Annotated in this window: 10 protein-coding genes; 4 read left to right on the forward strand and 6 right to left on the reverse strand. The window is 64.0% G+C overall.

The features are described from left to right. Positions 1 to 70: 70 nt before the first annotated feature. The gene (pknB, locus tag V6M39_RS00005; protein ID WP_332641607.1) at positions 71 to 1,792 is read left to right on the forward strand and encodes a Stk1 family PASTA domain-containing Ser/Thr kinase; all 1,722 of its coding nucleotides are present in this window, start codon (positions 71 to 73) and stop codon (positions 1,790 to 1,792) included. On the opposite strand, the gene V6M39_RS00010 is transcribed toward pknB, so the two are convergent. Next, positions 1,789 to 2,520 (reverse strand): DUF881 domain-containing protein, encoded by a 732-nt coding sequence (locus V6M39_RS00010; protein WP_332641608.1) that lies wholly within the window; start codon positions 2,518 to 2,520, stop codon positions 1,789 to 1,791. The two genes, pknB and V6M39_RS00010, sit on opposite strands and share 4 nt — an antisense overlap. A gap of 94 nt (positions 2,521 to 2,614) precedes the next feature. Between V6M39_RS00010 and V6M39_RS00015 the strand changes: the two genes are divergently transcribed. Further along, a complete protein-coding gene (locus V6M39_RS00015) occupies positions 2,615 to 2,848 on the forward strand; it encodes a cell division protein CrgA (RefSeq protein WP_332641609.1) in 234 nt (77 codons plus the stop codon). Between the two features lie 67 nt (positions 2,849 to 2,915). Here V6M39_RS00015 and V6M39_RS00020 read toward each other — a convergent pair whose 3' ends face one another. Both V6M39_RS00020 and V6M39_RS00025 read right to left on the reverse strand, forming a co-directional pair. After that, a complete protein-coding gene (locus V6M39_RS00020) occupies positions 2,916 to 3,743 on the reverse strand; it encodes a rhomboid family intramembrane serine protease (protein ID WP_332641610.1) in 828 nt (275 codons plus the stop codon). Next, positions 3,740 to 4,255, reverse strand: coding sequence for a peptidylprolyl isomerase (locus V6M39_RS00025; RefSeq protein ID WP_442880626.1), 516 nt, complete (start codon positions 4,253 to 4,255; stop codon positions 3,740 to 3,742). Before V6M39_RS00025 ends, V6M39_RS00020 begins: the two co-directional genes overlap by 4 nt. A gap of 193 nt (positions 4,256 to 4,448) precedes the next feature. Between V6M39_RS00025 and V6M39_RS00030 the strand changes: the two genes are divergently transcribed. After that, positions 4,449 to 5,225 carry an enoyl-CoA hydratase/isomerase family protein gene (locus V6M39_RS00030; RefSeq protein WP_332641612.1) on the forward strand — a complete coding sequence of 259 codons (777 nt, stop codon included), beginning with the start codon at positions 4,449 to 4,451 and terminating at the stop codon, positions 5,223 to 5,225. On the opposite strand, the gene V6M39_RS00035 is transcribed toward V6M39_RS00030, so the two are convergent. From V6M39_RS00035 to glyA, 3 genes are read right to left on the reverse strand one after another with little or no spacing between them, the layout of a single operon-like run. Then, positions 5,222 to 5,551, reverse strand: a complete 330-nt coding sequence (locus V6M39_RS00035) for a DUF3817 domain-containing protein (RefSeq protein WP_332641613.1) — start codon at positions 5,549 to 5,551, stop codon at positions 5,222 to 5,224. The genes V6M39_RS00030 and V6M39_RS00035 overlap by 4 nt on opposite strands. Before the next feature lie 4 nt (positions 5,552 to 5,555). After that, positions 5,556 to 6,281 carry an SURF1 family protein gene (locus V6M39_RS00040; protein WP_332641614.1) on the reverse strand — a complete coding sequence of 242 codons (726 nt, stop codon included), beginning with the start codon at positions 6,279 to 6,281 and terminating at the stop codon, positions 5,556 to 5,558. Further along, positions 6,278 to 7,555, reverse strand: a complete 1,278-nt coding sequence (glyA, locus tag V6M39_RS00045; protein WP_332641615.1) for a serine hydroxymethyltransferase — start codon at positions 7,553 to 7,555, stop codon at positions 6,278 to 6,280. Before glyA ends, V6M39_RS00040 begins: the two co-directional genes overlap by 4 nt. 169 nt (positions 7,556 to 7,724) lie before the next feature. Here glyA and V6M39_RS00050 point away from each other — a divergent pair. Then, the coding region (locus V6M39_RS00050) for an ABC transporter substrate-binding protein (protein ID WP_332641616.1) at positions 7,725 to 9,107 on the forward strand (1,383 nt) is incomplete at its 3' end.

Consider the following 9,107-nt stretch of genomic DNA (forward strand, 5'->3'; position numbering starts at 1 on the left):
GAACGTCGAATGCGGCGATGTGCGCCGGACCCATTCATACTTCCAACAACCGTATTGAGAGACTGACACCATGACCGAACCCGTCGATGAGCCAATCCGCCTCGGCGAGCGCTATGAGCTCGGTGGGCTTCTCGGACGCGGCGGTATGGCCGACGTACGAGTGGGCCGCGACCTGCGCCTCGGCCGTACGGTAGCCGTCAAGCAGCTGCGCTCAGACCTCGCGGCCGACGACACGTTCCAGGCGCGGTTCCGCAAGGAAGCGCAGTCGACCGCAGCCCTCAACCACCCGTCCATTGGCGCCGTCTACGACACTGGTGAATCGATCGACAAGCATGGCAACCACGTCCCGTACATCGTGATGGAGTACATCGAAGGCCAGACGCTCCGAGACATCATGCGCGGCGCGGCAGACGGTCGCAAGATCCTGCCCGAGCGGGCCCTGTCAATCACGGCCGACGTGCTCAGCGCCATCGACTACAGCCACCGCAACGGCATCATCCACCGTGACATCAAGCCGGCCAATGTCATGCTGACGCCGTCCGGACAGGTCAAGGTCATGGACTTCGGCATCGCCCGTGCCATCGCCGACACCTCGTCCGCCATGACGCAGACAGCCGCCGTGATCGGCACTGCGCAGTACCTCTCGCCTGAGCAGGCTCGCGGCGAGACAGTCGATGCCCGCAGTGACATCTACTCCACCGGCTGCCTGCTGTACGAGCTCCTCACCGGACGTCCGCCGTTCGTCGGCGACAGCCCCGTGTCGGTGGCCTACCAGCACGTACGCGAGGAGGCACGTCCTCCGTCGCAGCTCAACCCTGACGTCAGCACCACGATCGACCACATCGTCGCGAAGTCGCTCGCCAAGAAGGTCGAGGACCGCTACCAGAGTGCCGCCGACATGCGTAAGGACATTGAGCGGGCCATTGCCGGCCTCCATGTCGACGCACCGACGGCTGCAACTGTTGCCGTAGGTGCCGCCACACAGCTCGCCCCCGCAGCCCCGCCCGTCGCACCGACAGCCGGTGGAGGCCGCCGCGCGCTACCGCCCGAGGACGACGAGGATGACAACAACGCCAAGTGGTGGGGCATTGGCATCGTCGCCGTCTTGCTGCTGGCCGCTCTGGTCTGGGGCATCATGAAGATGACCGAGCCGCCGCCGGAGGTTCCGAAAGTTGAGGTCACCGATGTCACCGGCATGCCGGTCGACACCGCGACCCGGGCACTGACTCGCGACGGTTTCATTGTTTCGACCGAGAATGAGCAACGGCCGGACAACAAGCTCAAGGAAGGTCTGGTCATCGCGACCGACCCGCCGGCCGGCGAGGAAGTCGACGAGAAGACCGAGATCACGCTGATCGTGAGCTCCGGTCCGGAGGAGGTCACGATTCCGGACTTCGACGGCTTCTCGTATGCCGAGGCCAAGAAGGTGCTCGAGGACAAGGGACTCAAGGTCAAGAAGCAGGAGGCCGACAGCGCCCTGCCCGAGAACCAGGTGATCAACAGCAATCCGCCTGCCGGCGAGATCGTCGACTTCGGAAGCACCGTGACGCTGAAGGTCTCCAAGGGTCAGTCGACGGTGCCGAACGTCGTCGGAATGACCAAGGCCGAGGCGATTGACGCACTCGAAGACGCAGGGCTCAACGTCGACGTCGTCGAAGATCCCGCGTCACCGGCACCCCAAGATGAGGTCACCGCACAGGACAAGCCCGAGGGAACAGTCGTTGCGCCGGGTACGACCGTGACGATCACTGTCTCGACCAACCCGGTCGTACCGGATCCCGAAGATCCCTAAGACGAAGTCGCGCGTGCAAAACCCAGGCTGACAGGGCCGTCGTACGCCGTGATGTGGATGTCCTCGAGCGTCTCGATCTTGAGTCCCAGCTGGTAGGCCTGCACGTAGACGCGATAGCTGGTCGTCTCCGGCGACCTCGACAACTCGTCATTCATTGACGTCTTGTCGCCGATTGCATCGATGACGTAGGGCGGGGAGTAGGGGACACCGTCGAGCACCACCGTGTTGCCGACGCACTTGATGCCCGTCGTCGAGATCAGCCGCTGGCCCTGCAGGGAGATGGCCTCTGCGCCACCGGCCCACAGCGCGTTGACGAACGCCTGAATGTCCTGCTGGTGCACGACGAGCAGGTTGGGATCGACACCCTCGGGATTGACGCTCTTGGGAGCATCGGTCAGCGTGACGCGGATGCCGGGGCCATGCAGCGCTGTCAGCCCGGTCGGCGGCTCAAGCTTGGCGACCCTGTCGCGATAGTCGTCGAGAGCAGCGCCCGAGACTCCTGCTGACAGCGAGTCGATGTCAGACCTCAGCTCACGGGCGTCGTCGCGTCGGTCAGCGATGCGCTCCGACCGCTCCTTGAGCAACGAGCCGACATCGCCGCCTGCAGGGCGAAGGTCGGTGCCGTCAGAGTTGATTGACGCCGCAACGAACAGAAAGCCTGCGATCACGCAGATCGACAGCACGGCCAACGTCCAGCTCTGCCGCTCGTGCCTACCGACCCTGGCCATACCTGAACTCCCTCACTGCACCGTAGCCAACTACGCTATCCGAGAGCACCCATTCGATGCGGACCAGAGCCGCAGCAACCTTCCGGAGTTCGTCGTGGCGAAAGACAAAGCACCCAAGCCCCCCAAGTCCAACGTGATCGGCAACCGCTGGGCCGGACCAGCAATGGTCATCTCGGGTGTCATCGGGCTCATCTGGATCGTGGTGTTCTACACGATCAGCGACGGCAACACCGAGATCCCGTTCTACTCCGACCTCGGCCAGTGGAACCTGGTCATCGGCATGGGCTTCATCGTGGCGGCCTTCGGTTTCGCCATGAAGTGGGAGTGACCGACCGAATTACACGGTTGTAGTTATCCACACCTGTGTGCACAGGTGTGGGTAAATCACATCGCTGTCAGTTGAGCTGACCCGTACGGATCACGATGGCAGCGATCATCGCTGTCCACACGCCCGCGAACACCAGCACCTGAACCGCCTGCTTGCGGTCGCGCGGGGCATACGCGAATGCCGCGCCCAGGACGCAGCCCGCCACGAATCCACCGAGGTGGCCCTGCCAGCTGATGTTTCCCTGCAGGCTGATGACGGCGTTGATCGCCAGCAGCACCAGGAGAGTGGTGACGTCCTGCTTCGCCCTCAGCAGGAGCAGCAACGCCATGCCGAAGAGTCCGAACACCGCACCGGATGCACCGATCGTCGGCGTCAGTGGGTTCTCGAGCCAATAGACGAACACCGACGACGCGATCGCCGTGGTCAGATAGGCGGCGATGAAGCGCACCGTGCCCAGTGCCTTCTCCACGAACGGCCCGAACAGGTAGAGCGCGTACATGTTGAAGGCGATGTGCAGCAGGCTGCCGTGCAGGAACGCTGCCGTGAGCAGCCGCCAGTAGTCTCCGTCAGCAACGGTGTACCCCTGCATCGCACCGCGCTGGAACACCGAATCGGGCTGACCTTCGGTCGCGAGCTGCGCGATGTAGGCGATGACGTTGAGGCCGATCAGAACGAAGCTGACCACGCCGACGTTGGCCGACACCGCTCCGCCGGCGATGGTGCGGGGAGCGCGAACCGTCTTCGCGCCCTCCGCCACACATTCAGGACAGTGGAAGCCCACCGAAGCATCGCGCATGCAGTCAGGACAGATCATCCGCTCGCACCGCTGACACGAGATGTAGGCCTCGCGATCAGGGTGGCGATAGCAGCGATAGTCCTGCGCAGGGAGGTTCATCCCTCAGTGCGCGCGATCTCAACCTTCTCAAGCGTCACAGGCTCGATCGGGCGGTCGAATCGATCGCGCTCGACAACGGCGATCGCATCCACCACAGCCCTGCTCGCATCGTCGACAACTTCGCCGAAGATGGTGTGCTTGCGGTTGAGCCAGGCCGTCGGGATCACGGTGATGAAGAACTGCGAGCCGTTGGTTCCCGGTCCGGCATTCGCCATCGCCAGGAGATAGGGCCGGTCGAACTGCAGGTCCGGGTGGAACTCATCCTCGAACTGGTAGCCGGGGCCACCCATGCCGGAGCCGAGCGGGTCGCCGCCCTGCAACATGAAGTCGGGGATGATGCGGTGGAAGACGAGGTTGTCGTACAGCGGCTTGGTCGAGACCTGGCCGGTCTCCGGGTCGATCCATTCCTTGGTGCCCTCGGCGAGACCGACGAAGTTCTCGACGGTCTTGGGGGCATGGTTGGGGAAGAGCTCAACGACGATGTCGCCGTGGTTGGTCTTGAATGTTGCCATCAGCTTCGATGCCACAGGGGGTATTCCTCTCGGTGTGAACCTGACCATCGTTTCATGTCCTCCCAAGTCGGGAAGATACGGTGGGGGCCATGTTCAAAAAGCTCTTCCTCCTCGCCATTGCAGCAGCTGTTGTCATCGCGTTCCGCAACGCGGTCGCTGACAAGGGTGGCTCCTACGATCCCGCCGCCAACTGATGGCGGTCACCGTCGAGAGAGTCGGCGATGGCATCGCAGTGCTGACGTTCAGCGCACCTCCGGTCAACCTCTATTCGATCGAGATGCATGCCGACTTCGACCGCGCCCTCGACGATGTCGAGGCGTCCATGCCACGCGCTCTGCTCATCCGAGCCGAGGGCAAGATCGTGTCCGGTGGTGTCGACGTCTCGCAGTTCCACGACCAGAAGACCCTCGCCGACACCAAGGCGCTCTACGACCGGATGATCGAGCTGCCCGACCGCGTCGCGGCTCTGCCGATCCCGACGTTCTTCGCAGCGCACGCCCTCACCCTGACCTGGGCCTTCGAGGTGGCACTCGCGTGCGACATCATCGTCGCCTCCGAGAAGGCGAAGTTCGGGCTGGTCGAGCGCGTCATCGGTCTCACGCCGACCATGGGCGGGACCCAGCGACTGGCTTCCCGCGCAGGCGTCGGCCGTGCCAAGGAGTTCGTGTTCACCGGAGCCCTGTACGACGCGGCGACCCTGGAACGGTGGAACGCGATCAACCGGGTGCTCCCGGTCGATGGCTTCGAGGACGCCGTGATGGAACTGGTCACGTCGATCGCGATCGGTCCCACCAAGGCATTTGGTGCCGCGAAGGACATCCTTCGACACTTCGAGGCCGGCGGTGTGCCCGAGGCCAACGCTCACACGACTGCCATTGCCTCAGAACTGTTCAACACCGAGGATCTGCAGGGCGGTATGGAGTCGTTCCTCAAGGACGGCCCCGGAAACGCCACCTTCGCTGGCCGCTAGGTCTGCGCGCCGCGTACCTTGCGGGTCGTACGGCGCTCGGCCCAGAAGCTCACGAACGGGATCGTTGCCAGCAACATGGTCGAGATCGTGAACCCCGGCCTCCACCCGTTGCGGGTCGCCAGCACCGCGATCAGCACCAGAAGTGCCATGAACAGCAATCCGTGGACTTGGTCGATCGTGAAGATGAGGCTGTCGTTGCGGTTCCACCACGACGTGTCGTCGGTGGCGCGCTGAGCAAACGCAGCCGTGAAGACGAAGATCAGGTTGATGCCCACGACGGTGGCGATGACTTGGTAGGCCCGGAGGGGACCGCTCGGATTCTTCACGGCGTCAGGCTACCTTCGGCTTCGCCGCTGCCACGCTCTCGGTCGTCATGCGCCACCACATGAACAGGGCGAACGCGCCGAACACCCACCACTGCAACGCGTAGGCGAGATTGCGGAGACCCGTCGTCCAGGGCACATCCTTGGCAGGCGGCTCGGCCAGGGCCAGACCGCCAGCGACGTCGGCCGTCGTGCTGATCGCGAAGCCCGAGTAGAGGTCGTACGGGAGCTCGTTCGTCAGCGCAGGTATGCGCACCGCACCGATCTCCCGCGTCGTGGGGTCGAACGGTGCGCCGCCACCTTCGCCGGCTTGAAGGACCGCCTCGATCGTCACGTCACCAGCAGGCACTTCGGGGAACTCCGTCGCCGCCGGAGCCCAGCCCCGTACGACCGCGATCGCAGCATCATCGACGATCACGGGTGACAGCAGCCATACGCCTGTGCGGCCGCCCTGCACCTTGCCTGCGACCCACATCTGCTCATCGGCAGGGGCGAACTCGCCCTCGATCGTCACAGGTCGTTGGTTGAGCCGGCTCTCGAACGGATCGTCGGCACCCCACAGCCCGTCGAGAGCGACCCGGGGAACGGTCTGCGAATCAGCGCGTTCATGCTCCTGGCGCGAGTCGTAGATGCCGAGCTGCCACAGCCCCATGACGACACAAGCCACCAGGGCTACCGCCGCAAACGCGTGCAGCCCGAGCAGCCCCGGCCGGAACCAGGCTCTCAGGCTCACGCCATGAACGGCTTGACGTCTGGGTAGAGCGGGAAGCGCTCGGCCAGAACGGTGGCCCGCTTGCGGAGTCCCTCGATGTCGACCTCACCCGGCAGCAGTGCCGAGGCGATGATGTCGGCGACCTCAGTGAACTCCTCGGCGCCGAAGCCGCGAGTCGCGAGCGCCGGCGTACCGATGCGCAGACCCGACGTCACCATCGGCGGACGCGGGTCATTGGGAACCGCATTGCGGTTGACCGTGATGCCGACCTCGTGAAGACGGTCCTCAGCCTGCTGGCCGTCGAGCTCAGAGTCGCGCAGGTCAACCAGCACGAGGTGCACGTCGGTGCCACCCGTCAGCACGTTGACGCCGGCTGCCTTGGTGTCAGCAGCGGTCAGACGCTCAGCGAGGATCTTGGCGCCTTCGATCGTGCGCTCCTGACGCTCCTTGAACGCAGGCTCGAGCGCCATCTTGAAGGCAACCGCCTTGGCGGCGATGACGTGCTCGAGCGGTCCACCCTGCTGTCCGGGGAACACTGCCGAACGCATCTTCTTGGCGACCTCTTCGTCGTTGGTGAGGATCGCGCCACCGCGCGGACCGCCCAGCGTCTTGTGTGTCGTCGTGGTCACGATGTGTGAGTGGGGGAGCGGGCTCGGGTGCAGGCCAGCGGCAACGAGTCCGGCAAAGTGCGCCATGTCGACCCACAGCTTGGCGCCGACCTCGTCAGCGATCTCGCGGAACAGCGCGAAGTCGAGCTGACGCGGGTAGGCCGACCAGCCGGCGATGATCACGGTCGGCTTGTGCTCGTGGGCGAGGGCGCGTACTTCGTCCATGTCGACGAGCCCGGTCTCAGGAACCACGTGATAGGCGATCGGGTTGTAGAGCTTGCCGGAGAAGTTGAGCTTCATACCGTGCGTCAGGTGGCCGCCGTTGGCCAGATCGAGGCCGAGGATCGTGTCGCCAACCGTGGCAATTGCGTGGAGCGCTGCCGCGTTGGCCTGAGCACCGGAGTGCGGCTGTACGTTCGCGTAGTCGGCGTCGAAGAGCTGCTTGAGGCGATCGATCGCGATCGTCTCGACCTGGTCGACGAACTCGCAGCCACCGTAGTAGCGCTTGCCCGGGTAGCCCTCGGCGTACTTGTTGGTGAGGACGCTGCCCTGCGCCTCCAGGGATGCAACCGGCGCGAAGTTCTCAGACGCAATCATCTCGAGCGTCGACTGCTGGCGGTGCAGCTCAAGATCGAGAAGGGCTGCGATGTCGGGGTCGAAGTCAGCGAGATGCTCGTTGTGGCTCATGCCCTAAAGCGTACGACGTGGCCCAGACGCCGGAACCGCGGGACAGTAACCAAATCGCAATCTTCGCGCGGGTCTCACCCGCGGCCCGGGGCGGTAGCGTCGGGAAGGCTCGGTCCACCATCCGGACAACTTCGCCGCGCACAACGCGGCTCGAACATGTAGGAGAGCAATGAAGAACTTCCGACGCGGAACCGCGCTCGTCGCGGCCACCGCCGTGGCGGGGCTCGCGCTTGCAGCGTGTGGCTCCGGCAACGACAGCGGCGACAGCGGCGCTGGCTTGATCGTCGGCACGACCGACAAGGTCGTCTCGATCGACCCGGCCGGCTCGTACGACAATGGCTCGCTGAACGTCCAGACGCAGGTCTACCAGTACCTCCTCAACTTCCCGGCTGGCAGCGTCGAGCTGACGCCCGATGCCGCTGAGAATTGTGAATTCGACGCAGAAGATGCGACGAAGTACGTCTGCACCATGAAGGACGGACTGAAGTTCGCCAACGGCAACGACCTGACGGCTTCCGACGTCGCGTTCTCGTACAAGCGCATCGTCGAGATCGCTGATCCGAACGGCCCCTCGTCCCTTCTCGGTGCGATGAAGAGTGTCGAGGCCACGGATGACAAGACCGTGACGTTCACCCTCGCAGCCGCGAACGACGTGACGTTCCCGCAGATCCTCGTGACATCGGCCGGTCCGATCGTCGATGAAGAGACCTACCCGGCGGACAAGATCCTCGACGATGACGCCGCGGTCGAGGCCAATGGCTTCTCGGGTCCCTACACGATCACCAAGTACAGCAAGAACCAGCTGGCGGAGTTCAAGGCCAACCCGGACTACGACGGCACCTACGGCAAGGCGAAGACCGACAAGGTCACGATGAAGTACTACGCCAAGGCCGAGAACCTGAAGCTCGACATCAAGAACAAGGACATCGATGTCGCCTACCGTTCGCTGACGCCGACTGACCTCGCCGACCTGGAGAAGACCGACGGAATCAAGGTCGAGGTGGGTGACGGTGGAGAGCTTCGCTACATCGTGTTCAACCTGAACAAGATGCCCGGCGACGACGCTGACCAGAAGCTGGCGATCCGCAAGGCCGTGGCCTCGTCGATCAACCGTGAGGAGATCTCCAAGGAGGTCTACAAGGACACCTACACGCCCGCCTACTCGATGGTTCCGGAAGGACAGGTCGGAGCAACTGAGGCGTTCAAGGACGTCTATGGTGACGCGCCCGACAAGGCCGCTGCTGAGAAGTTCCTCAGCGACGCCGGCGTCAAGACTCCGGTCACGATTCCGCTGCAGTACAACCCGGATCACTACGGCTCGAGCTCGGCCGAGGAGTACGCCGCGGTCAAGCGTCAGCTCGAGGCGACCGGACTGTTCAAAATCAACCTGCAGTCGACGGAGTGGGTGACCTACTCGGAGGAGTACCCGGCCGACGCGTACCCGGTCCACCAGCTCGGTTGGTTCCCGGACTTCCCGGACCCGGACAACTACCTGTCACCCTTCCTCGCTCCGTACGACACGGAGAAGAAGAAGAGCGGCAACTTCACCAAC

Origin of the sequence: Aeromicrobium sp. (assembly GCF_036675695.1) — a bacterium.
In the GTDB taxonomy this organism is placed as follows: Bacteria; Actinomycetota; Actinomycetes; order Propionibacteriales; family Nocardioidaceae; genus Aeromicrobium.

Bases quoted from the DNA above. Each gene is read 5' to 3' on its own strand.
- pknB (WP_332641607.1), top strand. From the start codon at position 71: ATGACCGAACCCGTCGATGAGCCAATCCGCCTCGGCGAGCGCTATGAG.
- V6M39_RS00010 (WP_332641608.1), bottom strand. From the start codon at position 2,520: ATGGCCAGGGTCGGTAGGCACGAGCGGCAGAGCTGGACGTTGGCCGTG.
- V6M39_RS00020 (WP_332641610.1), bottom strand. From the start codon at position 3,743: ATGAACCTCCCTGCGCAGGACTATCGCTGCTATCGCCACCCTGATCGC.
- V6M39_RS00025 (WP_442880626.1), bottom strand. From the start codon at position 4,255: ATGGCAACATTCAAGACCAACCACGGCGACATCGTCGTTGAGCTCTTC.
- V6M39_RS00030 (WP_332641612.1), top strand. From the start codon at position 4,449: ATGGCGGTCACCGTCGAGAGAGTCGGCGATGGCATCGCAGTGCTGACG.
- glyA (WP_332641615.1), bottom strand. From the start codon at position 7,555: ATGAGCCACAACGAGCATCTCGCTGACTTCGACCCCGACATCGCAGCC.